The 25,755-nt window shown below is 65.8% G+C and carries 23 protein-coding genes and 1 riboswitch; of the genes, 19 read left to right on the forward strand and 4 right to left on the reverse strand.

Translation table 11 applies throughout. The annotated features are described in order from the left end of the window. Positions 1-35: 35 nt before the first annotated feature. The 10 genes from ACOHWE_RS07950 to ACOHWE_RS07995 all read left to right on the forward strand — a co-directional run bounded on the left by ACOHWE_RS07950 (position 36) and on the right by ACOHWE_RS07995 (position 10,552). Positions 36-1,244, forward strand: a complete 1,209-nt coding sequence (locus tag ACOHWE_RS07950) for an aminopeptidase P family protein (RefSeq protein ID WP_420665489.1) — start codon at positions 36-38, stop codon at positions 1,242-1,244. Between the two features lie 319 nt (positions 1,245-1,563). Further along, complete coding sequence (gene pssA, locus ACOHWE_RS07955; RefSeq protein ID WP_420665923.1) at positions 1,564-2,304, forward strand: CDP-diacylglycerol--serine O-phosphatidyltransferase; 741 nt, start codon at positions 1,564-1,566, stop codon at positions 2,302-2,304. Between the two features lie 24 nt (positions 2,305-2,328). Continuing rightward, positions 2,329-2,952: a class I SAM-dependent methyltransferase gene (locus ACOHWE_RS07960; RefSeq protein WP_420665490.1), complete on the forward strand. Its 624-nt coding sequence runs from the start codon at positions 2,329-2,331 to the stop codon at positions 2,950-2,952. 161 nt (positions 2,953-3,113) lie between these two features. Beyond that, positions 3,114-4,196 carry a coiled-coil domain-containing protein gene (locus ACOHWE_RS07965; RefSeq protein ID WP_420665491.1) on the forward strand — a complete coding sequence of 361 codons (1,083 nt, stop codon included), beginning with the start codon at positions 3,114-3,116 and terminating at the stop codon, positions 4,194-4,196. A gap of 387 nt (positions 4,197-4,583) precedes the next feature. Then, on the forward strand, positions 4,584-5,699 hold the full coding sequence (locus tag ACOHWE_RS07970) for a hypothetical protein (protein WP_420665492.1): 1,116 nt from the start codon (positions 4,584-4,586) through the stop codon (positions 5,697-5,699). Positions 5,700-5,774: 75 nt separating this feature from the next. After that, a complete protein-coding gene (locus tag ACOHWE_RS07975; RefSeq protein WP_420665493.1) occupies positions 5,775-7,712 on the forward strand; it encodes an AAA family ATPase in 1,938 nt (645 codons plus the stop codon). Next, on the forward strand, positions 7,709-8,251 hold the full coding sequence (locus ACOHWE_RS07980; RefSeq protein WP_420665494.1) for a hypothetical protein: 543 nt from the start codon (positions 7,709-7,711) through the stop codon (positions 8,249-8,251). The genes ACOHWE_RS07975 and ACOHWE_RS07980 overlap by 4 nt, the downstream gene beginning before the upstream one ends. Continuing rightward, the gene (locus tag ACOHWE_RS07985; protein ID WP_420665496.1) at positions 8,248-9,630 is read left to right on the forward strand and encodes a DUF6638 family protein; all 1,383 of its coding nucleotides are present in this window, start codon (positions 8,248-8,250) and stop codon (positions 9,628-9,630) included. Before ACOHWE_RS07980 ends, ACOHWE_RS07985 begins: the two co-directional genes overlap by 4 nt. Continuing rightward, on the forward strand, positions 9,631-9,897 hold the full coding sequence (locus tag ACOHWE_RS07990; RefSeq protein ID WP_420665497.1) for a hypothetical protein: 267 nt from the start codon (positions 9,631-9,633) through the stop codon (positions 9,895-9,897). Between the two features lie 10 nt (positions 9,898-9,907). Then, positions 9,908-10,552 (forward strand): DUF1523 family protein, encoded by a 645-nt coding sequence (locus tag ACOHWE_RS07995; protein WP_420665498.1) that lies wholly within the window; start codon positions 9,908-9,910, stop codon positions 10,550-10,552. Between the two features lie 34 nt (positions 10,553-10,586). Here ACOHWE_RS07995 and ACOHWE_RS08000 read toward each other — a convergent pair whose 3' ends face one another. Further along, on the reverse strand, positions 10,587-11,123 hold the full coding sequence (locus ACOHWE_RS08000; RefSeq protein ID WP_420665499.1) for a dihydrofolate reductase family protein: 537 nt from the start codon (positions 11,121-11,123) through the stop codon (positions 10,587-10,589). Positions 11,124-11,395: 272 nt separating this feature from the next. Further along, a riboswitch (cobalamin riboswitch) is annotated at positions 11,396-11,593 on the forward strand. Positions 11,594-11,701: 108 nt separating this feature from the next. Between ACOHWE_RS08000 and ACOHWE_RS08005 the strand changes: the two genes are divergently transcribed. Both ACOHWE_RS08005 and ACOHWE_RS08010 read left to right on the forward strand, forming a co-directional pair. After that, a complete protein-coding gene (locus ACOHWE_RS08005; protein ID WP_420665925.1) occupies positions 11,702-12,937 on the forward strand; it encodes an aromatic ring-hydroxylating oxygenase subunit alpha in 1,236 nt (411 codons plus the stop codon). A gap of 4 nt (positions 12,938-12,941) precedes the next feature. Beyond that, entirely contained in the window at positions 12,942-14,027 is a 1,086-nt protein-coding gene (locus ACOHWE_RS08010) for an FAD-binding oxidoreductase (RefSeq protein ID WP_420665500.1), read from the forward strand. Positions 14,028-14,085: 58 nt separating this feature from the next. Here the strand turns inward: ACOHWE_RS08010 and ACOHWE_RS08015 are convergent, their stop codons facing one another. Further along, entirely contained in the window at positions 14,086-15,663 is a 1,578-nt protein-coding gene (locus ACOHWE_RS08015) for a DUF5928 domain-containing protein (RefSeq protein WP_420665501.1), read from the reverse strand. 139 nt (positions 15,664-15,802) lie between these two features. Between ACOHWE_RS08015 and ACOHWE_RS08020 the strand changes: the two genes are divergently transcribed. Further along, a complete protein-coding gene (locus tag ACOHWE_RS08020; protein WP_420665502.1) occupies positions 15,803-16,621 on the forward strand; it encodes a sulfotransferase family protein in 819 nt (272 codons plus the stop codon). A gap of 339 nt (positions 16,622-16,960) precedes the next feature. Here ACOHWE_RS08020 and ilvD read toward each other — a convergent pair whose 3' ends face one another. Together ilvD and ACOHWE_RS08030 are read right to left on the reverse strand one after the other, a co-directional pair. Beyond that, positions 16,961-18,805: a dihydroxy-acid dehydratase gene (ilvD, locus tag ACOHWE_RS08025; protein WP_420665503.1), complete on the reverse strand. Its 1,845-nt coding sequence runs from the start codon at positions 18,803-18,805 to the stop codon at positions 16,961-16,963. Between the two features lie 158 nt (positions 18,806-18,963). Continuing rightward, entirely contained in the window at positions 18,964-20,154 is a 1,191-nt protein-coding gene (locus ACOHWE_RS08030) for a benzoate/H(+) symporter BenE family transporter (protein WP_420665504.1), read from the reverse strand. 132 nt (positions 20,155-20,286) lie between these two features. On the opposite strand from ACOHWE_RS08030, the gene ACOHWE_RS08035 reads away from it, so the two are divergent. From ACOHWE_RS08035 to ACOHWE_RS08060, 6 genes are all read left to right on the forward strand, one after another. Next, complete coding sequence (locus tag ACOHWE_RS08035) at positions 20,287-20,886, forward strand: helix-turn-helix domain-containing protein (RefSeq protein ID WP_420665505.1); 600 nt, start codon at positions 20,287-20,289, stop codon at positions 20,884-20,886. A 75-nt stretch (positions 20,887-20,961) separates the two neighbouring features. After that, positions 20,962-21,831 carry a DMT family transporter gene (locus ACOHWE_RS08040; protein ID WP_420665507.1) on the forward strand — a complete coding sequence of 290 codons (870 nt, stop codon included), beginning with the start codon at positions 20,962-20,964 and terminating at the stop codon, positions 21,829-21,831. Positions 21,832-21,887: 56 nt separating this feature from the next. Then, on the forward strand, positions 21,888-22,367 hold the full coding sequence (smpB, locus tag ACOHWE_RS08045) for an SsrA-binding protein SmpB (RefSeq protein ID WP_420665509.1): 480 nt from the start codon (positions 21,888-21,890) through the stop codon (positions 22,365-22,367). A 405-nt stretch (positions 22,368-22,772) separates the two neighbouring features. After that, positions 22,773-23,279: a hypothetical protein gene (locus tag ACOHWE_RS08050; RefSeq protein ID WP_420665511.1), complete on the forward strand. Its 507-nt coding sequence runs from the start codon at positions 22,773-22,775 to the stop codon at positions 23,277-23,279. Positions 23,280-23,384: 105 nt separating this feature from the next. Next, on the forward strand, positions 23,385-24,239 hold the full coding sequence (gene sseA / locus ACOHWE_RS08055; protein WP_420665512.1) for a 3-mercaptopyruvate sulfurtransferase: 855 nt from the start codon (positions 23,385-23,387) through the stop codon (positions 24,237-24,239). Continuing rightward, positions 24,239-25,423: an amino acid aminotransferase gene (locus ACOHWE_RS08060; protein ID WP_420665513.1), complete on the forward strand. Its 1,185-nt coding sequence runs from the start codon at positions 24,239-24,241 to the stop codon at positions 25,421-25,423. The genes sseA and ACOHWE_RS08060 overlap by 1 nt, the downstream gene beginning before the upstream one ends. Positions 25,424-25,755: the final 332 nt, after the last annotated feature.

Consider the following 25,755-nt stretch of genomic DNA (forward strand, 5'->3'; position numbering starts at 1 on the left):
GCCGGGACCTTTCTTGTAAGAAGGAAGGGTCTGATATGACTGCACGTCCTGACATGTACCGCTTTCACAACGGCGAAAAGGCGCCGCTGCAATTTGCCGTCGCCGAATATGAGGCGCGCATTGCCAACCTGCGCGAGATCATGGCCCGCGAAGGCGCGGAGGCCGCGGTCTTCACCTCGATGCACAACATCTCCTACTACTCGGGCTTCACCTACTGCGCCTTTGGCCGCCCCTACGGCCTGGTGGTGACCGCGGCCGAGACGGTGACCATCTCGGCCGGCATCGACGCAGGCCAGCCCTGGCGGCGGTCGTTCTGCGACAACATCACCTACACCGACTGGCAGCGCGACAACTTCTGGCGCGCGGTGGCCTCGGTCACGGGCGAGGGCGCAGCAGTGGGCTATGAAAGCGACCACTTGACCCTGCTGCAGAAGGCAAAGCTCGAGGCTTTCCTGAAGCCCTCCCGCCTCATCGACCTTTATGAGCCGACGATGCGCCAGCGGATGCACAAGTCGCCTGCCGAGATCGAGCTGATCCGTGCGGGCGCCGCGGTGGCCGACGTTGGCGGCTACGCGATCCGTGACGCCATCAGGGAGGGCGTCCGCGAGATCGACGTGGCGATGGCCGGGCGCGATGCGATGGAGCTGGAGATCGCAAAGCGCTTTCCGGATGCCGAATACCGCGACACCTGGGTCTGGTTCCAGTCCGGCATCAATACCGATGGCGCCCACAACCCGGTGACCGGCCGCCGCCTTGAACGCGGAGACATCCTGTCGCTCAACACCTTCCCGATGATCTCGGGCTATTACACCGCGCTGGAGCGGACCCTGTTCGTGGGCGAGGCGGACCCGGCCTCGCTGGCGATCTGGGAAGCCAACGTGGCGGCCCATGAATATGGCATCTCGCTCTTGCAGCCGGGGGCCAGCTGTGCGGAGATCACCCACAAGATAAACGCCTTCTTCGAAGAGCGGGACCTGCTGCAATACCGCACCTTCGGTTATGGCCACTCCTTCGGGGTGCTGTCGCACTACTACGGCCGCGAGGCCGGGCTGGAGCTGCGCGAGGACATCGATACGGTGCTGGAGCCGGGCATGGTGATCTCGATGGAGCCGATGCTGACCATCGCGGAGGGCAACCCGGGCGCGGGCGGCTACCGGGAGCACGATATCCTGGTGATCCAGGAAGACGGCAACGAGAACATCACCAAGTACCCCTACGGCCCCGGCTTCAACATCGTCGGCTGAGACATTCGCCGGGCGGGGTGCTCCTGCCCGCGCCGGGCCGCCCTGCTGAGCGGCCCTTCCCCGTTGGGCCGCGCAGCGCGCACGCGCGCTGCGCTCCCGCGCGGCCGCGCCGGGAACGTGCGGCTCCTCCGCTGCGGCTGCGGCTGTGCGGCGGCATGCCCCTTGCGCTTGGGCACAAACCTTTTATGTGTGATGGCGAAAGCCTGCCGGAACGGCAGGCGCAACCGGACAGGCATACCGCCGCCGCGCCCTGTCCGCCAAGCGGCAGGCCGCATCCGCAGACGTCATGGCAGCAGCCAGGAAGGACCCCGCCAGAACCATGTACGAAGCCCCGGAAAAGAAGAAGGCCGAGTTCGCCCTGATCCAGCTCCTGCCGAACATGATGACCATCGGCGCGATCTGTGCGGGCTTGTCGGCAATCCGCTTCGGGGTGCATGGCAGCTATACGCTGGCGGTGCTGCTGATCCTCGCGGCGGCGATCCTCGACGGGCTCGACGGCCGCCTGGCGCGCGCCCTCGGCAGCGACAGCAAGATGGGTGCCGAACTGGACTCGCTGGCCGACTTTCTGAACTTCGGCGTGGCGGCGCCGCTGGTGGTCTATTTCTGGGCGCTGCAGGACACCCGCAGCGCCGGCTGGATCTCTGTGCTGGTGTTCTCTGTCTGCTGCGTGGTGCGCCTTGCACGCTTCAACGTCTCCGCCAAATCGGACGAGCCCGCCCCGCGCAGCGGCTATTTCACCGGCATCCCCTCGCCCGCCGGGGCACTGCTGGCGATGCTGCCGATGTTTGTCTCCTTCGCGTTTGGCGATGGCCCGGTGATCCCGGATCTGCTGATCTCGCTCCACATGGTGGTGATCGGCCTGCTGATGATCAGCCGGATCCCGACATGGTCGCCCAAGGCGCTGAAGATCTCGCGCGAGAACGTGAAATATTTCCTGGTCGGTTTCGCCTTTGCAGGGGCGGCCGTGCTGACCTACGCCTGGACCACCCTGGTGGTGCTGTGCCTGGCGTATGTGGTGATGGTAATCTGGGGGCTGATCGCGAAATCGCCCGGCAGGTAGAAGGTAACGAGCAGGGGGGAAACCTTGGATATCAAAGCGGTTGAATCGTCATACGCGCGCTGGGCGCCGGTCTATGACCGGACTTTCGGAGTGGTGACCAGTGCAGGGCGCCGCCGCGCGGCCCGCTACATGAACGCCCGCGAGGGCCGGGTTCTGGAGGTCGGTGTCGGCACCGGGCTTTCGCTGCCTCACTACGCCCCACACTTGCAGGTGAGCGGCATCGACTTCAGCCACGAAATGCTGGCCAAGGCCCGCCGCAAGGTGGCAGAGCTGGAGCTTACACAAGTGGCGGAGCTGCGGCAGATGGATGCCCGCCAGCTCGATTTTCCGGACAATTCCTTCGACATGGTCGCCGCGATGCACGTGCTGTCGGTGGTTCCCGACCCCGAAAGAGTGATGCAGGAAATCGCCCGGGTGCTGAAACCCGGCGGCAAGGTGGTGATCACCAACCACTTCCGCCGCGAAGACGGGGTGATGGCCTCGATCGAGAAGCTTTCCGCGCCCTTGGCCAACGTGATCGGCTGGCATTCCGACTTCGCGCTGGAGACCGTGCTCAAGGAAGACCGGCTTGGCATCGAGGTGCAGGAGAGCCTGCCGCCCTTCGGGCTGATGACCTTCCTGGTGCTGGAAAAGGCCCGCACGATCTGAGCGTCCGCGGGCGCGTGCATCCGCGCGCCTGCTTTCCTTTCCGCGGCACCTCTGCAACAGTGGCTCCGAAGGCGGCGCAATTACCGCGCCCGGGGGGATGTAAATACGTTTTACATCCCCATATCGGTAACAAGCTATTTGCAAGGGAGGGGGCTGCTGGAATGAGCCGTTCGCAATTTGACCGCATGGTGGCAGACAGCCAGGAGAAGGTGCGCGACTCGCAGGCGCGGATCGAGGCGCTGACCAGCCGGATCGAGACCGCGCGCGCCAAGATGGACGCAGGCGAGGACGCCGCCATCGACATCGAGAACGCGACGCTCGACGATGTGCATGCCCATACCGAGGTGATGAACGCCAATATCGCCGAGCTGATCATGGGGCTCGACGACGTGACCGCGGCGTTCTCCCGTGACTTCGACGAGATGCGGGGCAAGACCGGCTGGGAGAGCTTTGTCGGCTTCTTCAGCAAGGGAAAGTCGGACTCGCTGCGCCAGGAGCGGATCCGGACCGCCAATATCGACGACAAGCTGCAGGATCTGATCGCTAAGTCGGACGTGATCGTGACCCTGCTCGAAGGCCAGCTCGCGACGCTGGAGGAGCAGCGCGAACGTGTGCAGGAGAACCTCACCGCGACGCTCGACGACCGCGAGTTCACGGTGCAGGAGCTGGAGGCCTTGCGCGGCGAGATCACCAAGCTCGACCCGGAGATCATCGCGCTCGAGAACAAGATCGCCGTCGAACAGGACGCCGCCGCCCGCACCAAGCTGGAAACCGAGCTGGCGGAGCTTAACACCAAATACAACGCGATGGTGCAGGAGGAGCAGGTCAAGCTCGCCAAGTCCCAGACGCTGGAGCGCTACATCGAGAAGGGCAAGACCTGGGTCGACAGCCTGCAGAACCAGGCCGCGACGCAGATGGTGCTGATCAACAAGCTGAAGACCGACACCGCCCAGCGGGTGGTGCTCTACGATGCGCTCACCAAGTCGCTGAAGACCGCGCAGCAGCAGGACGTGGCGCATAGGATCAACGAGATCGGGGTGGAGACCGACAAGGAAGCCCAGACCGCGATGGCCGCGATCGGCACCGCCACCAACCAGAAGATGGCCGACATGCTGGAAGCCCACGAGGGCCAGATGGTCTTTGCCCGCGACGTGCTGGAGAAGAAGGCCAAGGCCGACGAACGCTTCGCCCGGCGGTTCGCGGCGATTGTCGAGAAGCACGACAAGAACCTGTATGGGGGGTGAGGGTGCGGACGTATGCCAGGTGGGGATTGCCGGTGGGTGCTGGACTGCTTGTCTGGCCTTTCCTCGCGGCGTTCCTTTCTGGAGCAGCTTTCCCGCGGGGTAAGGCCGGTACTTTGGCGGCCCGCCTGGCTCACCACGGTGTCCAGTCGTTCGGAATGCTTAGCATGACGGCAGGTGCCCTGGTTGTCCTTTGGGGGCTGGGAACCTGCATCAGGCTTCAAAGCAGTAGAAATGGACTGAAATGAGATCCTTTAACTACAGAAGGCAGCTCCCGGCCGCGGGTGGGAGCGTAGCGCCCGCCGTTTTGCCGGAGGCAAACCTGCGGTTCGACGGGGGCGGCCGGGCGCTGTCCGTGCCGCAAGCGGCACGTCCGGAAAGGGACGTGCCATGACCGACCCCGCCCAGGACCATACCGGCCTTACCGACACCTTCGCCTCGCGCCGCTACTTCCGCAAGTTCGGCACCATCCTGCGCCATCTCACCCGGGTCGCCGCGGCGATGCAGGCCGAAGGGGAGCTGACGAAATCCGATGTGAAGGTGCTGACCGGCTACCTGATGCGGCTCAACTTCAGCTTCCGCGCGCTGTCGATGAAATACCTGATGGCAGGCCGCGGCCGCTTTGCCGCGCATCTGTCGATGGACCGGCGCGACAGCGGCTTTCCGGTGGCGGCGGAGCTGATGACCATGGCCAACGACGCGCAGCAGGCCGAGCGCCACCTCGCCAACATGCCGGGTGCCGGAGCGCTAAAAGACGACATGGTCCGCAGCATCATCGCCGAGCGCAAGGCACCCGCCCGGCTGCAATTCGCGCTCTCGCAGCGGCTTTATTACGAGGAACTGCTGAGGGGCGATCTGTTCTGGACCCAGAACGACCCCGAGTGCGAATGGCTGGAAAACCTCGGCCCCCGGCGGCGGCGCTTCCTGTTGCACTGGGCGGCCTATGACAGCCAGGTGAACCTGCCGGTGATCTACCTGATGGAGCTGGAGGACAGCGGCAAGGTGGCGCTGCCGAAGGACGAGCGCCGCTGGCCCGAGTGCCAGGCCCACCTGATGGCGCAGGCGCTTGCCGGGCTGAAGCTGCTGACCATCGCCAAGGGGTTCGACGAGGACTTCGATGACCTCCACCCCAAGCGCCTGCGCCGCTTTCACGTCGGGCCGATGTATTCCTCGGCCTATACCGAGCAATCCGGCCCGCTCCACCGCGTGCTGGGCGAGGCGGACGCCCCCGAGGGCCAGGACTGGGCGCTGGCCTGGACGCTGGAGGAGCTGGAAAGCGAAGACGTGCGCGAGGAGCGCGCGGGCTGGTTCGGCACGGTGGAACGCGAGGTCTTCGCGCTCGACCCCTTCGGCGGGCACGGCGCGGAAACCGGCGCCACCCGCACGCAGCGCGCCATCATCCTGCCGCAGCGCCCTTTCCAGGTGCTCGCGGAACTCGACCCGCCGGGTTTTGCCGGGGTGCGGAAATACGTGGTGAGCGCTGCGGGGCAGGTGCTGAGATATTGAAGCGCTCACGGGTTGCGGCGGCAGGAGCCTCCGGCGGGAGTATTTTGGGAAAGATGAAACAAGGGTGCGGCTGAGATGAGCATGACGGGCAATCTGATGGAACTGCGGGATGAGGACATCCGCGGCCACTACCCGGCGGCGGCGGCTTTGCTGGCGGGCTTCGACCACACCCCGCGCATCGCCAAACCCGCGGCCGCGCCGCAGCCCGCGGAACGCTCGCCCGGGATCGGTACCCGCCGCCGCTTCCGCTCCACCACGCCGGGGCTGGTTACGCGCGCCACCGCGCGCCCCGAAGGCGTGCACCTGATTGCCCGCATCGAAGCCTCGGACGGGGACGACCCGCTGACCTCGCCCCTGCAGGCGACCCTGCAGCACGCCCTGCGCCGGGCGCTCGCCGTGTCGCTGGCGATGGCGGAGGCCTATGCCGAGGCCTCGCCGCTTGGGGATCTGAAGCGCGCGAACCTCGCCGGATCGCTGGACGCCGCCCGCAAGGGGGAGTTCACCGAGCTGCTGGCGGCAGAGGCGCTGATTGCCCTGCATGTCTTTGCCAATGCCACAGCCTTCCTTTTGGCCCCCCACGGCAGCGAGGCGCAGGCCGAGGTGGGCGAGGCCGAGGAGATCCTGACCGAGAATGCTCCGCTTGCCCTCCATGGCGCGCTCTGGGAGCTGGACCAGAAGCTTGCCTTGCACGGGGACGATGACGCGCATCTGATCGCCGCCACCGCAGCCTATGCCGAGCAGCTCATGGAGAAGGCCGCCCTTCGCGCGCAGAACGCCCCGCGGCTCGAAGCCTTCACCGGCGCGTCCTGGCGGGTGGAGGCGGACGATCTCACGCTCCGCGGTTTCGAGCCCGCCAGCAAGGCGAAATCCACAACCCTCACCATGGCCTTCAAGAAACCGCATGAGGTGGTCGGCAACCACATCGCCAAGTACCAGGCGATGCGGCTGGCGAAGATGCTGATGGCCTATGACTTCACCCGCCGCCTCAACCCGTTCGCCGAGATGGGCGGCTTCATCTTCACCTTCATGGGCGACGGCAAGCCGGGCACCGGCAAGACCACCCTGATCCAGATGATGGCCGGCCTCATCCACGACTACTGCCAGACCGCGGGCTACCCCTTCCGCTACCAGAACTTCGGCATCGACAATATCGACAGCTACCAGGGCAAATCCGGCCAGAACGCCAAGTCGTTCATCCAGAACGTGCTCGACCCTGGCGTGATCGGCTTCGGCACCATCGACGACATCGACCAGATCGCGGGCAAGCGCGGCGACCGCCAGTCCTCAGCGGGCCAGCAGGAGGTGACCGCGGTGTTCATGGAGGCCTTTGCCGGCGCCAACACCGTGGTGCGCGGCAACTGCACCTTCGGAATGTTCTCCAACTACCCCGAGAACGTCGACGACGCCCTGCGCCAGCGGGCCGGCGCGCGCTTCCTGGTGGACGGACCGCAGACGCGGGAGGATTACATCGACATCCTGACGCTGCTGATGGGCAAGGGCCACGAGATCCCGCTCGGCAATCACGACCTCTACGGCGCGCAGGAGATCCAGCGCGCCGTCGCCCGCTCCTTCGCCGCGCACAACCGCCCGCAGGAGCCCGCGCTTCTGGAGGTCTTCGGGCGGGTCCAGGAGCAGGCAGGTGAGCTCGACAGCCTCGCCAAGCTCGGCACCTACCTCAAGGCAATCCAGGCCGTGGACCCGCGCTTCACCGGCCGCGCGATCAAGAACATCACCGATGCGGTGAAGGTCCGCGCGATGGATTTCGAGCTGCCGGACGAATGGATGGAGAACCCCGAGCTGTTCCTGGCCAAGGGGTACGAGGAGAAATGCGCCATGATCGCCGAGCTGCGCCGCCCGGTGACGGCGGAGATGGTAATCCAGGAGATCAACCGCTACGCCGACAGCGAGTTCCGCTATGCCGAGAAATCCGACGAGGCCGCGATCGAGGCCATGGTGCGCGATTTCGGGCGGCAGGAAGAGGCGAAGCGGCGGTATCTGGAGGGGAAGGGGTGAGTTTCGATTTCCTTCTCGACTGGAACCAGTGGCTGGTCACACACAAAGAGCTCGTAACGATAGTTGCAATCCCCTTGCTTACTGGAGGGGTTACCGTTGCTGTAAATCGATCAGTGGAGGCTAGATCAGCCAAAAGCCGTGAGGCCGCCGAAAACCGAGCTGCAAATGAAAGAAGGCTGCAGCTCGAACTCTCCCGACGCATGAAACTGGCAGACTTCCGTCAGCAATGGATTGATGAACTTAGAAAAGATTTTGCGACGATTCTGGCGGCAGTGCCTGTTCAAAACAAAAGCCAGCAAGCCGCGATATTCGACATAAAAGCGTGTGTCCAAAGAGTATTACTCCGGATGAATCCGCAAGAGGAATTATCTCAAGATATTTTCAACACACTGATTAAACTCATCAACGAGCGTGATGCTGAACAGAAAGAAGATATTGCCTTTGGCCTGACGAACTTGGTCAATCGGTACCTAAAGATGGAGTGGGAAAGACTCAAAGTCGAACTGAGTGAATACGAAAAACTGGAGGAGTTGAGTTGAAACGCCTCATCGACCGCGGCCTGATGTTCGGCAACCTCTTCCACGTGGCCTCGCCCGCGCTGGTGGAGCGCTATAACCGCGCGCTGATGCATCTGACCGGCAAGACCACCGCGCTCAACGATTTCCACGTCGATATCTCCGGCTATTCGCCCGAGGTCGGCGATGAGCTCAATGACATTTTCTACCTCAACCATGCGGGCGTGAACCGGCAGTTCATTTTGCTCTCGACCGAGCAGCAGCGCTGTCCGCTCCTGAATGCGCAGTTCTCCACCAGCCGCGATATATTGCGCCGCTTCATCACTGCGAACGAGCGCCAGCTCTTTGCCCTCACCGCGACGGACGCAGTGGCGGGCGAAATGGTGAACTCGGTCTTCGAGGTCTCGAGCCCCGCCAAGCTCTTCGACATCCGCCAGGTGCGGATCGAGGCCGACACCACCCGCGGCACGCTTAAGCACGCAGACAGGCTGGCCGAACTGGTGGAGCGCTTCAAGAGCGAGGAGGACGGCTGGTTCGACGATGCGCTGATTGCCGAGATGATCGAGACGGCAGAGAAATCCGGCGACGTCACCCGCAACCCGGTGCGGCTCGGCCAGGAGGTCTTCGAGCAGCAGAACTTCTGGACCGCGCATTTCGGCGGGCTCTACCTGTTTCCGGGGCTGGCGCACCCGGCGATGATCGCCAGCGCCGAGCGGCCCGAGGGCAAGCTGCCGCTGAAACATGTCTTCACGCTCGACGACCGCCAGCAGATCGCCGAGTTCCTCAAGCTTAATGGCCTGGCCGAGCCAGTGGCGCAGGCCCGCGGCATCGACGGGGCGGCGGTCTCGCGGCAGAAGATGGACTTCATCGCGGTGAGCGCCTTGGCGGAGCAGGGCGTGGACCTTTCCGACCTGCCGCGCAGCGGCTTGCGGCGGCTCGTGGCGCGCCATGCGCAGGACCTGCCCGCGGAATACGAAGGGCTCGCGGCGCTTCTGCGCTGGGCCGAGGACGGCGGCCCGCGCCCCAGCATGCGCCCGAGCCATCCGGCGTTCTTCTATGCCCTGCGCGCGAGTGACACGCCCGAGGCGGAGCTGGTGAACATGCTGCTGGCTGAGCTCGCCCCGCGCGACTTCCGCCAGCTCTTCATCTGCCACAAACAGGCTTTCTACCGTCTCTACAGCACTTGGCCCGAGGCCAAGAAGACTTACGCGGCAGAGTTCCTCGCCCGTGAATACGCCGTCGACAAGGCGGGCGCCCGGGCTGCGCTTTTTGGCCACGAGCCAGACATGGAGGGCAAGACCCCGGCGCTGCCCTGGGGCCCGCGCGGCCAGAGCGTCCGGTCCGAGCGGCTGGTGGAGCGGGTCGGCCCCTGGGGCGCGGTAAGACGCGGGCGGGGGCGCTGAATGTTCGGCTTCCTGCGGCTGGTGCTGCTCCTCGCGGTCGGGCTCACGGTGGTCTATGCTGCCGTCTCGCTCTACTCGCGCGAGGTGCGGCGCGCCAAGCTCAAGCGCCACTGGAAACACAAGGGCTTGACCGGCGACCGCGCGGCCTTCATCCAGCGGGGGCTGAAACAATACGACCGCTCGTTCCGGCGCCGTCTGATCCTGCTGGTCTACATCATTCCGCTGGGGGCGATCGCGCTCCTGGTCTACGTCATTAACTTCATGTGAGGTGCTGCCGATGCGATACATCAAATGGGGCGTCCTGATCCTGGTCTGGCTGGTGATCGGCGCCTTCCTGCATTACACGCTGCCGCAATATGACGTGGTGCGCATCGTCAACACTTACGAGGAACGTCAGGAGCTTAACGACTGGACCCGGATCTTCTGGTCGACACCGGACGATCAGTCGGCCGAGCTGCAGAACCGCGATGTGCAGTTCATCCAGGCGGTGCGCCCCAACGGCCGCGCCATCGTCTACCGTAACGAAGACACCGGTTGGAACTGGCCGCCCTATTTCAAGTTCGACACCGCGAACCTTTATACCGATGCCAATGATGCGATCTCCACCAAGGCCAACCCCGAGTGGGTGGCGGTGATGCATTACGGCTGGCGCAACGAGTTCCTGTCGGCCTTTCCCAACGCGGTCTCGATCAAGACGGTGGCCGGGCCTGACGACAAGCCCACCAACTGGCCCACGATTATCATCCTGGTACTGCTGGCAGCGCTGTTCTGGGCCATTTACGTGCGCTGGCGCCGCTTCCGCCGCGCCCGGATCGACCCGATGGTGGAGCAGGTGGAGGACAGCTTCTACGCCGCGGGCGATGCGATCTCCGAACGCGGCGGCCGGTTCAGGCGCTGGCTGGACAGCTGGAAGTCGAAGTGACCACGGGCGGCCGTCCCACGGGGCGGCCGCGCAGTCACACGATCCGGTAGGTGTTCTGGACCATTCCGGTGCCAAGCCGGCGCGAAGCCATCAGCTCCAGCCCGATGTCGCTGTCGAGAGGCCCGAACAACGGAATGCCGCTGCCAATCAGCACCGGTACCGTGGTGATGGTGAGATCGGCGATCAGCTCTTGGCGCAGGAACGATTGCACCAGTCTGCCGCCATCAATGTAGGCGCGTCTCCAGCCTTCCTGCTGCAGCTCTTGCATGAGGCCGGCGGGAGACGCGCGGCTCAGCCGGACCTTGTCCTGCAGGTGCCCGGGAACGTCCCCGCTGGTCAGGCTGCTGCTCAGGACGATCACGGGCTTTGAATAGGGCCACTGTCCGAACCCGAGCACGTTGCGGAAAGACCCCGTCCCCATGACAAGGCCGTCGACGCTGTCCATGAAGGCGGCAAAGCCGCTTTCCTCGTCGCTCGTGCCTGGCTGCCGGGTCAGCCAATCGAGCGAATGGTCCTGCCGGGCCACGTATCCGTCCAGGCTGGTTGCAATGAAAACATGGCCAGTCGTCATCTGAAACTCCCTCAACCCCTGCCGCCTCGTGCCGCCAAGTATACCCGGAAAGCGTGTCTGTGTGCAGGCGTGCAGCTGGCCTTTAGCCTGGGCAGCGATTCGGAGGGCGCCGCGCTGGAAAGCGGCGGGTCCTCAGGGCCTTGCCGCAAACAGAGGGCAGAGTGCCGGTTTGATATCCCGCCGCCTGAACCGGCTCCGGGACGCAGAACCCCTATGTCTTTTTCCGGTTTCGGCCGGTCGGATTTGTCGCCGTCAAGACCGTGGAAAGAGGGCAATTTCCGCCGCAGCAAGGTGCCGTCCTTCGGGGCGGAGAATTGGGAAGCTGGTGAAATTCCGGCACTGCCCCCGCAACGGTGAACCCGGGCAAGGCATGGCAGATCACCACTGAGGCGCGCGCTTCGGGAAGGTGCCATGCCCGCCGCAGGCGGCCCCGGGCAAGTCCGGAAACCAGCCTTGCCAGGAAACGTCAACCGCGGGCAGCGGCAGGGCGGTTGCGGGCGCGTGCCAGCGGCCTCTCCCGGCTCATGCCCGCACCCAGCCAACAGGGCCGCGGGGATGCGGCTTCAGGAGAGATGCAGATGCTTCAGGACAGCGAAATCCTGGCCAAGCTGATGGCGCGGCAGCAGAATTATTCCCTCGAACAGGCGTTTTATACTGATCCGGGCGTTTTCGATCTGGACCTGCGCCAGATCTTCTACCGTGAGTGGCTGTTTGCCATCCCCGCCTGCGAAATCCCGAAGCCCGGGAATTACGTCACCCACCAGGTCGGCAGCTACAACGTCATCATCGTGCGCGGCAGCGATGGAGAGGTGCGTGCCTTCCACAACGCCTGCCGCCACCGCGGCTCGGTGGTCTGCAAGGCGAAGAAGGGCAGTTCGCCCAAGCTGGTCTGCCCCTACCACCAGTGGACCTACGAGCTTGACGGCAAGCTCCTCTGGGCGCGCGACATGGGTCCGGATTTCGACGCCTCCAAACACGGGCTGAAACCGGTCCACTGCCGCGACCTTGCCGGGCTGATCTACATCTGCCTCGCCGATCAGGCCCCCGATTTCGACACCTTCGCGGAACTTGCGCGCCCCTACCTGACGCCGCATGACCTCACGAACGCGAAGATCGCGCATGAAAGCACCATCGTCGAGAACGGCAACTGGAAGCTGGTCTGGGAGAACAACCGCGAGTGCTACCACTGCGGCGGCAACCACCCTGCGCTCTGCCGCACCTTCCCCGAGGATCCTTCCGTCACCGGCGTCGAAGGCGGCGAGACCCCGCCGCACCTGCAGAAGCATTTCGACCGGATCGAGGGCGCGGGCTGCCCGGCGCAGTTCCAGATCGACGCCCGCGGCCAGTACCGCCTGGCGCGGATGCCGCTGAACGAAGGCGCCGAGAGCTACACGATGGACGGCAAGGCCGCGGTCGCCAAGCCGCTCGGCCGGGTGCCCTTCGCGGATGCGGGCACGCTGCTGAAGTTCCACTACCCGACCACCTGGAACCACTTCCTGCCGGATCACTCCATCGTGTTCCGCGTGACCCCGATCAGCCCGACCGAGACCGAAGTCGCTACCAAGTGGCTGGTCCACAAGGACGCGGTGGAGGGGCAGGACTATGACCTCAAGCGCCTGACCGAGGTCTGGACCGCCACCAACGACGAGGACCGCATCGTGGTCGAGGACAACCAGCGCGGCATCAACTCGCCCGCCTACGAGCCCGGCCCGTACTCGCCGAGCCAGGAAAGCGGCGTCATCCAGTTCACCAACTGGTACGGTGCGCAGCTCATGCGCGCGCTGACCGGGCGCAACCTGATCGCGGCGGAGTAAGCGCATGGGACTGCTTGCGAATTTCGAGACGCTGGACGAAACGCTGGCGTGGAAGGACGACGAGATGCTGGAATGCGTCACCGTCGTGCCGGAGGCGCCCAACACCGCCACCTTCAGCTTCCGCGCGCCCTCGGGCTGCTGGTTCAAGTACCAGCCCGGCCAGTTCCTCACGCTGGAGCTGCCGGTGCCCGAAGGCACCGTCTGGCGCACCTACACGATCAGCTCCTCGCCCTCGCGGCCCTTGTCGATCTCGGTCACGGTGAAGGCGCAGGCGGACAGTATCGGCACCCGCTGGATGCTCGACCACCTGCGTCCGGGGATGCGGCTCAAGGCCTCCGGACCCGCGGGTCTCTTCACCCTGCCGAAGCGGCCGAACGGCAAGTTCCTGTTCATCTCCGCAGGCTCCGGCATCACGCCCAGCCTGTCGATGACCCAGTACCTGTTCGACCGCGGCCAGTCGCCCGACGTCTGCTTCATAAACTGCGCCAAGCGCCCGAGCGAGATCATCGCCCGCCGCCAGCTTGAAGGCATGGCGGCGCGGGTGCCGGGCATCAAGCTTCATTTCGTGGTGGAGGAGGACGACCCCTACCAGGTCTGGACCGGCTACCGCGGCCAGCTCAACCAGATCATGCTCGGCCTGATGGCCCAGGACTACCTGGAGCGCGAGGTCTACTGCTGCGGCCCGGATGCCTTCATGCAGGCGGTGCGCGACATGCTGAACGGCCTCGGCTTCGACATGGAGAACTACCACCAGGAAAGCTTTGGCGCCCCGGTGGAGACCGAAGCCGACGCGCCCGAGATCGACGATGTGGTGCCCGCCGACACGGCCCCGGCCGTAATCCGCTTCGCCGCCTCCGGGGTCACTGCCGCTTGCGCCGAAACCGATACGGTGCTGGCAGTGGCCAAGGCTTCCGGTCTCAACATCCCCTCGGGCTGCACCTTCGGCATTTGCGGCACCTGCAAGGTGAAGAAGACCGCGGGCGACGTGCACATGGTGCACAACGGCGGCATCTCGGAAGAGGACATCGACGCCGGTTACATCCTCGCCTGCTGCTCCAACCCGATCGGCCAGGTCGAGGTGGAGATCTGAGCCGCGCCTGAAAGCACCCAGGGCCTCCGGGTCCTGGGTTATCCTCGTGCGGTCCTGTTCAGTCCTCAAACAGTCCGGGCGCCTGAACGATGGCCGCCGCCCGCTCCTGGGGCAGGCCCAGGAAAGCGGCGAGCTGGCTCGCATTCTCCTCCGGACTGCCGCCTTCGCTCAAGCGGTAGAGACTGGCAAACCCCGCCTCCTCGATCTGCGCCGCCTCATGCAGGATATCGTTGCGGATCGCGGGCAAGAGGCGCTCCAGCGCTGCCGCCGGGGTCTGCGCGCCGGCCAGCCCGACCCGGCGGGCATGGCCCTTCAGGTACTCATCCGAAAAACGGCACTCAATATGCAGGAGCCGCACCTTGGCCCGGTCCGAAGTGAAATCCCGCATAAGCTCCATGCCGGACGGGTCGAGGCATAGGATAAGGCGCCGCTCTCCGAAGTAGTCGAACAGCATCCGCAGCAGCGCCCGCCGGTGCCGGGTACGCTTTTCCAGCGCCCCTTCGATACCGCCCAGGCTGGGCAGCGGCGTGTCCTCCTCGTCGAAAAGGTACTCCACGGCGGGTGTCTCCGCCGCATCTCGCAACAGCGCCAGCAGGCGTTTGGCTACATGCCACTTCTTGCAGATCACCAGGAGAAGCTCGCGGTCATGGCCAAGCGTGCTTTCCGCCTCCCAGAACCGCGGCGCAAACCGGCGCCCGCGGCGGCCGAGCTGCACCAGGAAGTCATACAGCGCCCGCCCCTCGTTCGAGACCGGGAACTCCACTCCCTCCGCCGCGTAAAGCGCCCCCAGCCGCGCCTTCAGATCCTGCGCGTCGGGGCTGATTTTGCGCGCAAAGAGGAAATCCTGGCTGAGCAGCAGGTTGTAGTGATCATTGTAGAAGGTGACCGGCATCCCGTAGTCGCTGAACATCAGGAAAGTCAGCGTACGGCTCTCGATCTCTTCTTCCGCCACCAGGTGGCGCACAAGCGTCTGGAAGAAGGTTTCGTCCGGGATCCAGGTGCTGCGGAAGAAACGGGTGATGTCCGGGCGCTGTTTCAGGAAATCGAAGATCCGCTCCACCGTGCGCCGCCGGAGGCACCACCATTGGCTGCCGATCTGCATCTGCAGGCCTTCGGGAATGCGCCGCTTCACGCCCAGCCGCTTCTGCAGCGCGTGGCTGGCGTAAAACAGGCGCTTGTTCCTGCGCTCGTTAAAGACATGGCGGTAGATCAGCCGGTCCTCCCGCATGCCGGTCTTGATCCAGCCGCTTTCGAAGAAATCAACGCTCTCGATGAAGTCGCAGTCGCGCGCATCCAGCAGCCGGTGGGCGTATTCGGCGGTCTTGATCGCCATGCAGTCGCCCGACAGCAGGTAAAAGTGGCTCGCGCCGGGGAAAGCCTCGGCAGCGGCCTCCAGCGTCAGCAGCGTTGCCTCGACCAGCGACCACTCGCCCCAGCCGCAGCGGATGCGCCGCGGCGCGAAGGTGACGCGCTGGTTGCCCTCCAGTGCTGCGCGCAGCGTCCGGTAGTCAGCCCGGGGCGCGCGGCCGTCGAAATGGATCGCCACAAGGTCGCCCGCCCTCGTCAGCTGCCTCGCCTGCTGCTCGATTGCGGCCGGATCCTTGTGGCACAGAAGGATATACGCAATCTTAGCCATTTTTTCGGGACATCCGCCTCGGCCTGCCTGGTTTCCACCCTTGATAGGGGCGGGGGCCGGGCGAATAAACCGGATTGTTTCCGGCATGGGAAAGATGTCAACTACTGCGGCAGGCAGGACAAAGGCGGAGGGGCAGCGGATGGGATTTCCCGGCACTTGGATGACCGAAAGCGGAAGCGTGCTCTACCGCGTGGTGCCGAAATGCGCCTGCTCGACTATCGGCCAGATCCTCTATTACTCCGACCACGGCCGCTTCTTCGGCGGCGACATCCACGATTCCACCGAAGGGCTGCACAAATGGGCGCAGGAGGCCAGCCAGGGCCCGATCACCCGCGCGGCAGAGGAGGGCAGCACCTACGCCTTCACCTGCGTGCGCAACCCCTACACCCGCATCCTCTCCTCCTTCTTCGACAAGATCTGCGGCATCCAGCGCAACGGCAGGCGCTACCGCGGCAACCTGGTGCCGCAGCTCGCCTACCAATACGGTGTCGAAGCCGGGGGCGAGGACGGCAAGCAGGACTTCGACCAGATCGCAAGCTTCCGCCGCTTCCTGCTGTTTGCCCGCGACACCATCCGCTGGCGCCGCCCGATGGAGCCCGACATCCACTGGTCCGCGGTCTCGGGCCATGTGTCGACCTTCATCCAGAACGGCGGCCGCTACGACAAGATCTTCTGGACCGAGGAATTTGCCGCCGGCATGCAAGGCGTGCTGGACGCGATCGAAACACCGCACGCCGTCGACCTCGCCTCGATCCCCCGCTTCAACGAAAGCGAGGGCCACGGCCCCAAGCGCGCGCATCCGGTGGAGGACTATTTCGACGACCTCTCGATGCACCTGGTCTACGAAATCTACAAGCGCGACTTCGCGCTGTTCAAATACGACTTCGAAAATCCCGCCAACAAGATGCCGGTGGGCGAGATCGACCTCGACGAGGTCCACGCCAAGCTGGGGGAATAGCGAAAAAGGGGCAGGGGCTCCCGCGCCTTTGACGCAGCATCGAAGATGCAGCGCCAAGCCTTGGGCCAGGCGCCGCTGACGCGGCGCGGGCGGGTGCTGCAATTGGCCGTCCGGCTTCTCCTTTGCCGAAATACTCCCGCCGGAGGCGCGCCGTGCGCCAGCACGGCGCCACGCCCAACGCTGCGTGGCGTGCTGGCGTCAGCCAGCGGGCCAAAGCGGCGGCGGGAGGGCTTGGCTGATGCAGGACGTTTACTGAGAAGCGGTCTCAGGCGCGGGACGCAAAAGAAAACCCGCCGCGTTTGAGCGGCGGGTTTGGAATTTTCCTGGGAGTGTCCTGCCTCAGTCCTCGTCCGGCAGCGCGCGCACGGCGCCCTTGGCGGCGGAAGTGGCCAGCAGCGCATAGGCCTTCAGCGCCGTCGACACCTTGCGCTTGCGCTTCTCAACCGGTTTCCAGCCCTTGGCGTCCTGCTCCTCGCGGCGCGCCGCCAGCTCCTCGTCGGAGACCGCGAGGTGGATCGTGCGGTTGGGGATGTCGATCTCGATGGTATCTCCAGGACGCACCAGGCCGATGGTTCCGCCTTCGGCCGCCTCGGGGGAGACATGGCCGATCGACAGGCCCGAGGTGCCGCCGGAGAAACGCCCGTCGGTCAGCAGCGCGCAGGCTTTGCCCAGACCCTTCGATTTCAGGTAGGAGGTCGGGTAGAGCATCTCCTGCATCCCCGGACCGCCGCGCGGGCCCTCGTAGCGGATCACCACCACGTCGCCCTCCTTGACCTTGCCGGTGAGGATGTCGTTCACCGCCTGGTCCTGGCTTTCGCAGACATAAGCGGAGCCCGTGAACTTCAGGATATGCTCATCCACGCCGGCGGTTTTCACGATGCAGCCGTCGCGGGCGATATTGCCGAACAGCACCGCCAGCCCGCCGTCCTGGCTGAAGGCATGCTCCTTGGCGCGGATCACGCCGCCTTCGCGGTCGGTGTCCAGCTCCTTGTAGCGGTTGGCCTGGGAGAACGCCTGCGTGGTGCGCACGCCGCCGGGCGCGGCCTTGAACAGGTCAAGCGCCTTGGGGTTGTCGGTCACCTTGATGTCCCAGTTGGCAATCGCCTCGCCCATGGTCGGGGTATGCACGGTGTGGCAGTCCTCGTGCAGCAGTCCCGCACGGCTCAGCTCGCCCAGGATCGAGAAGATGCCGCCCGCGCGGTGCACGTCCTCCATGTGGACGTTGTGGATGTTGGGCGCGACCTTGCACAGGCAGGGCACCCGGCGGCTCAGCCGGTCCATGTCCGCCATGGTGAAATCCACCTTGCCCTCGTTGGCGATGGCCAGCAGGTGCAGAACCGTGTTGGTGGAGCCGCCCATGGCGATGTCCAGGCTCATCGCGTTCTCGAAGGCCTCGAATGTGGCGATCTCGCGCGGCAGGAAGCCTTTTTCCTCGTCCTGGTAGTGGCGCTTGGTGATCTCGACGATCTTGCGGCCCGCTTCCAGGAACAGCTCCTTGCGGTCGGCGTGAGTGGCCAGCGTCGAGCCATTGCCCGGCAGCGCCAGACCCAGCGCCTCGGCCAGGCAGTTCATCGAGTTGGCGGTGAACATGCCCGAGCAGGAGCCGCAGGTGGGACAGGCGTTTTCCTCAATGTGCTTCACCTGCTCGTCGGTGAAGCGGTCATCCGCGGCGGCGACCATGGCATCCACCAGGTCGATCTTCTTCATGTCGAGGTCGGCGATGTCGATCTTGCCCGCTTCCATCGGCCCGCCGGAGACAAAAATGGCCGGGATGTTGAGCCGCATCGCCGCCATCAGCATGCCGGGTGTGATCTTGTCGCAGTTGGAGATGCAGACCATCGCGTCCGCGCAATGCGCGTTGACCATGTATTCCACGCTGTCGGCGATCACCTCGCGCGAGGGCAGCGAGTAGAGCATGCCGTCGTGGCCCATGGCGATGCCGTCATCCACCGCGATGGTGTTGAACTCCTTGGCCACGCCGCCCGACGCCTCGACCTCGCGGGCCACCATCTGGCCCAGGTCCTTGAGGTGCACGTGGCCGGGCACGAACTGGGTGAAGGAGTTGACGATGGCAATGATCGGCTTGCCGAAGTCGTCGTCTTTCATGCCGGTCGCGCGCCACAGTCCGCGCGCGCCCGCCATGTTGCGGCCATGGGTGGAGGTTCTGGATCGGTACATCGGCATTGTGCTGGTTCCCTTGTCTTTGCCCCTCAGGGACACGATTTGCGCAATAAAGGCAACACATCGGGACCGGGTTTATACGCTTTCTTTCAAAATGGCGATGGCAGAGAGGGTTGCAAGGCAGTCCGCGCCGATTTCGGACATCAGACGGTGCCAACGGCTCACGCAGGGCGGCGTTCCGCGGGGGGTGCAGGCTCGGGCCGGGCCAGCAGGTGGTTCACGAGGAGGCCCAGCACCAGCGCCCAGAACGGTGCGCCGATGCCCCAGAAACTGATGCCGGAAACCGTGACCATGAAGGTGACCAGTGCAGCCTCGCGCCCGCGCGCCTCCCCCAGCGCCGCCGACAGGCTGTTCGCGATCGTCGGAAGCAGTGCAAGCCCCGCTACCGTGGCTATTAGCGCGCCGGGAGCGATCAGGAACAGCCCGATCACCGCCGCCCCGCCCAGACCAGCGCCGATGTAGACCAGCCCCGTCATCACCCCGGCGAGGTAGCGGGTCGCGGGGTTCTCACCCGCCTCAGGCCCTGCGCAGATCGCCGCGGTGATGGCGGCGAGGTTGAAGGCAAAGCCGCCGAAGGGCGCCAGCAGCAGCGAGGCAATTCCGGTGACCGTCAGGCTCGCGGACACCGGCGGCTGGTAGCCTGCCGCCTTCAGCGCCACCACGCCCGGCATGTTCTGCGAAGACATCGTCACCACGTACAAGGGCAGGCCGATGCCGATCAGCACCGGCAGGGAGAAGGCGGGGGCCACGAACTCCGGGTGCGCGAGGCTCAGCGCCAGGCCTTCGGTGCTGCCGAAACCGCCTGTGGCGGCACTCCAAAGGCACCCCGCCAGCAGAACGCCCGGAATGGCATAGCGCGGAAACCACAGCCGTCCGGCCAGGAAGGTGCAGCCCATCACCGCAACCAGCGCGGTGTCGCTCTCCAGCGCGGCAAAGGCGGAAAGCCCGAACTGGAACAGGATGCCCGCCAGCATCGCGCTTGCCAGACTGTCCGGGATCAGCCGCGCCAGCCCGGCGAACCAGCCGGTCACCCCGGTGAGCGTGAGCAGCACCGCGCAGAACAGGAAGGCGCCGACCGCCTCCGCCATCGGCACGCGCGCAAGGCTCCCCGCCAGAAGCGCCGCGCCCGGTGTCGACCAGGCGGTGAGGATCGGCATCCGGAAGGCCAGCGACAGCCCCAGCGTGGTCAGCCCCATGCCCAGCCCCAAGGCCAGCATCCAGCTGTTGGCCTGCGCCTGCGTCGCCCCTGCCGCCTCGATCGCCTGGAAGATGATCGCGGCCGAGCCGGTATAGCCCACCAGCACCGCCACCAGGCCGGAGACGGCATGGGAGAGTTTCAGGTCCTTCAGCATCGCGGCTTTCCTTTCCCGGCCCGCAGGGTAGAGTGGCGAGCGTTATAGCGTCCACGCCACCCTAGGCGGCGTGCGTTATAACGCACAAGAGATTTCTTGCGGCCCGTTACGGGCCAAAGCGGGGAGGGGCAGGTGGCCGAGGAGAAAATCCGTATCAATCTGCGCAGCTTGCGCCAGAGCGCGGGGCTCAGCCTTGCGCAGGCGGCGGCGCGGACCGGGGTCAGCAAGGCGATGCTCGGCCAGATCGAGCGCGGCGAATCGAGCCCGACGCTGGCGACGCTGTGGAAGCTCGCCAAGGGCTTCCACCTGCCGCTCACCGCCTTCATCGAGGAGCTGGTGCCCCCCGCCGAACAGCCCCCGCTTGTGCCCGGTGCGGCAGCAGGGGCGGAGGCGCGGCAGCCGGAGGCGGTGCAGTTCCCTGGCTCCATCGCGGTGCGCCCGGTCTTCGCCTTCGACCCGCGCCTCGGATCGGAAAGCTTCGAAGTGACGCTTGTCCCTCGGCAGTCCCACGTGTCTCAAGCCCATGACACGGGCGTGGTGGAGGATGTCTTCGTGACCGCAGGCGCGGTCGAGGTGCTCAGCGGCGGCAGCTGGCAGCGGCTGGAACCGGGCGAGGGGCTGCGCTTCGCCGCTGACGCACCACATGGTTACCGCAATACGGGCGGCGCCCCGGCGCGCTTCCTGAACACGCTCTATTACCCGAAGGCCGCAGGTCTAACGCCGCGTGAGTGAATTCTTGCTCTTGCGGCGGGCCCGGGGCGGACCTACCACTTGCCCTATTGGTTCAAGAGATTGAAGGGACGCCGCATGGAGACGATGCGCGGGAGCCTCCTGATGGTGCTGGCGATGGCCGCCTTCGCGCTGGAGGACATGTTCATCAAATCCGCCGCCCGCAGCCTGCCTGTGGGGCAGATCCTGATCCTTTTTGGGCTCGGCGGCATGGCGGTTTTCGCTCTGATGGCGCGTGCGCAAGGCCGCTCCCCTTGGCATCCGGGTTTCGGCACGCGCCCGATGCTGTGGCGCTCCCTGGCAGAGACCGCAGGGCGCCTCTGTTTCACCCTGGCAATTGCGCTCACACCCCTGTCGTCCGCCTCGGCGATCCTGCAGGCAACGCCGCTGGTGGTGGCGGCCGGCGCGGTTGTGTTCTTTGGCGAGCGCGTCGGCTGGCGGCGCTGGCTTGCCATCGGCGCGGGCTTTGCCGGGGTTCTGCTGATCCTGCGGCCCGGCCTCAGCGGCTTCGAGCCGGCCTCGCTGTTTGCGGTTTTGGGCACGCTCGGCTTTGCGGGCCGCGACCTTGCCACCCGCGCGGCCCCCAAGGACATGAGCAACAGCCAGCTCGGCTTCCTCGGCTTTGCCATGCTGGTGGTGGCGGGCGTGATCGCGCTCGGCTGGACCGGCGGCGCCGTCTGGCCGGAGCCGCGCGCCTGGCGCGACATCGCGGCCGCAACCGTGATCGGGGTGATCGCGTACAACGCGCTTTCGGGCGCGATGCGGGCGGGCGAGATTTCGGTCATCGCGCCATTCCGCTATACCCGGCTGGTCTTTGCCATGCTGCTGGGCATCCTGGTCTTCGGCGAGCGGCCAGATGCGCTGACGCTCCTCGGCAGCGCCGTCATTGTCACCAGTGGGGCCTTCACCCTGCTGCGCAGCGGCAAGTCCCGCGCCCGGGCCGTCTAGCGCCGCGGTTCGGGCCACCTTGCGCAAGCCGCGCCGCCGCCTTACATCTGCTGCCCATGGCCCAGAAGCAGAAATCAGACCCGAACTACAAGGTGATTGCCGAGAACCGCCGTGCGCGGTTTGATTACGCGATCGAGGATGACCTCGAATGCGGCATCGTGCTTCATGGCTCCGAGGTGAAATCGCTGCGCGGCAACGGCACCAACATCGCCGACAGCTATGCCGCGGTGGAGAATGGCGAGCTGTGGCTGGTGAACAGCTACATTCCGCCCTACCCGCAGGCCAAGACGTTCCAGCACGAGGAACGCCGCCGCCGCAAGCTTTTGGTGTCGCGCAAGCAGCTGGCTGACCTGTGGAACGCAACCCAGCGCAAGGGGCTGACGCTGGTGCCGCTGGTGATCTACTTCAATCACAAGGGCCTGGCGAAGATGAAGATCGGCATCGCCAAGGGCAAGAAGGCGCATGACAAGCGCGAGGTGCAGGCCAAGCGCGACTGGTCGCGGCAGAAGCAGCGGCTGCTGAAGGACAACGGCTGAGCCGGTAGTGATTGCCACCAGCGCGGGACAAGGCCGCCAGGCCGCCGCGCATCGCCGGCGCGCCCCCACGCGGCGGCGATTTGGCTGAGGCTGGGAGGTCCCTCGATAGGGTCCACGGACTTGGCCGCGATAAACTGCCAGTCAAACCCGTCTGGATCGCCACCGCGCGCGCCGGCAATGCGCGGCTCTTCCCGTTTTTCTGAGTAGTCGCCGCCAGCCAGGTCCTGGCATTTGACGAATGACCTCGCGCATAGCTTTGGATACCATCCCCGGTATTGCCTCCGGCGCCCGGTTGCAATGACTGAGCACTTCAGTCAGATAAGCGGCACCCTAGCGGATTCCTTCCTCGAATCGAGCCCGGCACCCTCCGAACCACCGGCCAAGACGCCAAGGACAGGACACCCGATGCCGCATCCGCTTTCCACCGACTGCCCACTCCCCGCCGCCTCCCGCCCGCTTGCGGACCTCGGCCTTGACGCCTTTGAGACCGCCCTGCTGCCGCTCCTGCGCCATTTCGCGGCCAGCCCGCGCGCGCCCGGAAGCCAGGCTTGGCACCTCGCCTACCAGACCGCGGCAGAGCGCTGGGGCGAAAGCTTCGGCCTGCCGCTGGCCCACGCGCTGGCAGCACTGGTGGGTCGGGCGGATGCGCTCATCGGCGGGCTTACCTGCCACGACGCGCTGGAGCCTGCCACACGGCAGCGCGTGACCGCCGACGAGGCTGCCTTCCTGCGCATGCTGCACCACATGCGCCGCGACCGCACACCGGCGGCGCGGCAGGCGGTGGCCGAACTGGCCCAGGGCCGCATGGACGCCGGGCTGATCCGCTGCGGGCTCTCTCTTGCCCGCCGCTTCCCGGCCGGGATCGAGGCCCCGGCCGCGCCCTCCCGGCCCTGCCTGCGCATCGCGGTCTGAACCCCGCCGCCCGCCGCAATTATCCTCCGCTGCGGCGGCGGGCTTCCCTTGCGCCCCCGCCGCGGCGATAGTACCCATGCGCAAGCGCATGACGGGAGGGCAGCGATGCAGGATGATCCGAAAACCCTTGTTTCCACCGAGTGGCTGGCAGCCCATCTGAAGGACCCCGACCTCAGGGTGCTCGATGCCTCCTGGTACCTGCCGCAGCAGGAGCGCGACGCCAAGGCGGAATACGCCGCCGCGCATATCCCCGGCGCCCGCTTCTTCGACATCGACGAGATTTCGGACCACCGCTCCGACCTGCCGCACATGGTGCCGCCGGTGGAGAAGTTCATGTCCCGCCTGCGCGCGATGGGCGTGGGCGACGGCCACCAGGTGGTGGTCTATGACGGTATGGGCCTGTTCTCCGCCGCCCGCGTCTGGTGGCTGTTCCGCCTGATGGGGCAGGAGAACATCGCGGTGCTCGACGGCGGCTTCCCCAAATGGCAGGCCGAGGGCCGCCCGGTCGAGGACTTGCCGCCGGTGATCCGCGACCGCCACATGACGGTGCGGGTGCAGAACCACCTCGTGCGCGATGTCACCCAAGTCTCCGCCGCGGCCAAGCTGGGCGACCACGAGATCATCGACGCGCGCTCCGCCGAGCGTTTCCGCGGCGACAGCCCCGAGCCGCGCCCGGGCCTGCGCGCGGGCCACATCCCGGGCGCCAAGAACGTGCCCTTCGGCACGCTGTTCAACGAGGACGGAACCATGAAGGATGCAGATGGCATCCGCGCCACCTTCGAGGCCGCCGGTGCCGACCTTTCGAAACCCGTCATCACCACCTGCGGGTCAGGTGTCACCGCCGCCGTCCTCAGCCTTGCCCTGGAGCGCATCGGTAAGACCGACCACGCGCTCTACGATGGCTCCTGGGTGGAATGGGGCGCCTTCCCGACCCTTCCCGTTGCTACCGGAGAGAACTGATGTTCGAGACCCTGAAAGCCCAGCCAGCCGACAAGATCCTGGCGCTCATGCAGATGTACCGCGACGACCCGCGCGCCGGGAAGATCGACCTTGGCGTCGGCGTCTACAAGAACGCCGAGGGCGTCACCCCGGTGATGCGCGCGATCAAGGCCGCCGAGCACAAGCTCTGGGAAGAGCAGACCACCAAGTCCTATGTCGGCCTGGCCGGCGACCCGGCCTATGCGGATGCGATGATCCAGCTGATCCTGGGCGATGCCGCCCCGCGCGACAGCATTGCCGCCGCTGCCACCCCCGGCGGCACCGGCGCCGTGCGCCAGGCCTTCGAGTTGATCCAGATGGCCAACCCCAAGGCCCGCGTATTCGTATCCGACCCGACCTGGCCGAACCATGTTTCGATCCTGAAATACGTCGGCATCGAAACCGTCACCTACCGCTATTTTGACAGCGAAACCCGCGGCGTGAACTTTGACGGCATGATCGAGGACCTGAAGGGCGCAGAGAAGGGCGACGTGGTGCTGCTGCATGGCTGCTGCCACAACCCGACCGGCGCCAACCTCAACGAGGTGCAGTGGAAAGAGGTGATCGCGCTGATGAACGAGCGCGGCCTGATCCCGATGATCGACATCGCTTACCAGGGCTTTGGCGACGGTCTGGAAGAGGACGCCAAGGGCGTGCGCCTGGTGGCCTCCAGCTGCCCTGAGGTGCTGATCGCGGCCAGCTGCTCCAAGAACTTCGGCATCTACCGCGAGCGCACCGGCCTCCTGATGGCGGTGAGCCAGGACAAGGGCGCGCAGGCGCTGAACCAAGGCACGCTCAACTTCCTGAACCGGCAGAACTACTCCTTCCCGCCGGACCACGGTGCCCGCCTTGTGACGATGATCCTGGGTGACGACGCTCTGCGTGCCGACTGGGCGGCCGAGCTCGAGGAAACCCGTCTGGGCATGCTGGCCCTGCGCCAGCAGCTTGCGGACGAGCTGCAGCGGCTCACCGGCTCGGACCGCTTCGGCTTCCTCGCGCAGCACCGCGGCATGTTTTCGCTCCTCGGCACCACGCCCGAGCTGGTGGAGAAGATGCGCAGCGATCACGCCATCTACATGGTGGGCGACAGCCGCATGAACATCGCGGGCCTGAACAGCCGCACCGTACCGCTTCTGGCCAAGGCAATCGTCGACGCCGGCGTCTGAGCCAGACCCCTCGCGAGACCAAAGAAAGCGCGCCCCAAGCGGGCGCGCTTTGTCGTGGCGGGGCCCAAGAGGTACCGGTTTGTGACAGGCGCGGAGCCAGGCCGAAGGCCGCCGCGCATCGCCGGCGCGCGCCCACGCGGCGGCGATTTGGCTGAAGCTTGGCGGTTCCTCGAAAGGGTCAACGGATTTGGCGGGGATAAACCGCCAGTCCCGAACCTTTGGCTCGCCCCCGCGCGCGCCGCCGATGCGCGGCTTGGCACTTGCTGGGCTGGTCCCGCCAGCCTTCAGACTGGCAGATTGCAGGCTTTGCCCAACAAGAAAAACGGCGCCCC

This window comes from Cribrihabitans neustonicus (assembly GCF_048820895.1).
In the GTDB taxonomy this organism is placed as follows: domain Bacteria; phylum Pseudomonadota; class Alphaproteobacteria; order Rhodobacterales; family Rhodobacteraceae; genus Cribrihabitans_A; species Cribrihabitans_A neustonicus.